General features: G+C 53.0%; 1 protein-coding gene. It reads left to right on the top strand.

Annotated features, from left to right (window positions below; genetic code table 11):
- The coding region (locus tag ACXAG7_RS20215; RefSeq protein WP_476667966.1) for a hypothetical protein at nucleotides 1–234 on the top strand (234 nt) is incomplete at both ends.

Below are 234 nucleotides of genomic sequence, written 5' to 3'. Positions count from 1 at the left end.
TTGCAGCCTTAGGCGGAAGCCCAGCGACAGGAGGTACTTGGTCACCAGCATTAGCAGGGGCTAATACCTATACGTATACAGTAGCAGCAACGGCACCATGTACCACAGCAGCAACGGCTCAGGTAGTGGTAAGCGAGCAAGCCTTACCAAATGCGGGAACTAACGGAACACTCACCATCTGTGCAGGAAGCACAGTAACATCGGCACAGTTATTTGCAGCCTTAGGCGGAAGTC

This window comes from Tenacibaculum sp. AWR4_210 (assembly GCF_056160945.1).
This window is presented reverse-complemented; position numbering and strand designations above follow the sequence as displayed.